Consider the following 518-nt stretch of genomic DNA (forward strand, 5'->3'; position numbering starts at 1 on the left):
GGTGAGGACGTCGGGGCGTGGCTGGAGCGACAGCGGCGCGGCTGGGCCGACCTGACCGACGCGCAGCGGCAGGCGTTGGCCGGGGTGGGCGTAGAGGCGGCAGCGGTGCCGGAGCAGCGGGCGGCGCCGGTGGACCGGTGGGCGCTCACCCTTGCTGCGGCGGCGGCGTTCCGGGAGCGCGAGGGGCACTTGACGGTGCCGCGCAAGCACGTGGAGCCGGTTGAGGTCGACGGCGCCGGGCACGCGGTGAAGTTGGGGGTGGCGCTGGCCAACGCCCGGCAACGGCAGGCGACATGGCTGGCGGAGCGGATCGAGGCGCTCTCGGCGCTGGGGATGCGGTGGTCGTGACCGGGCCGGGCCGGGGTCGGAGAGGAAGGCAAGAGGGCACGTACGAAACCAGACCGGGGGACGTGAGGGAGGGGAGCAGAGGGGCCGGGCCGCCGAGGGTGGATTGGGGTTACTCACGATGAACCCCTATACAGGCTGCGCACGTTCGAGGGTGCATAAAGGCCGGTGAC

The 518-nt window shown here is 73.4% G+C and carries 1 protein-coding gene; it reads left to right on the forward strand.

All coding sequences use genetic code 11. The annotated features are described in order from the left end of the window. On the forward strand, positions 1 to 348 hold a 348-nt coding region (locus GT354_RS06030), incomplete at its 5' end, for a helicase associated domain-containing protein (RefSeq protein ID WP_202511551.1). Between the last annotated feature and the right edge of the window lie 170 nt (positions 349 to 518).

This window comes from Streptomyces sp. SID3343, assembly GCF_009865215.1.
Taxonomy (GTDB): Bacteria; Actinomycetota; Actinomycetes; order Streptomycetales; family Streptomycetaceae; genus Embleya.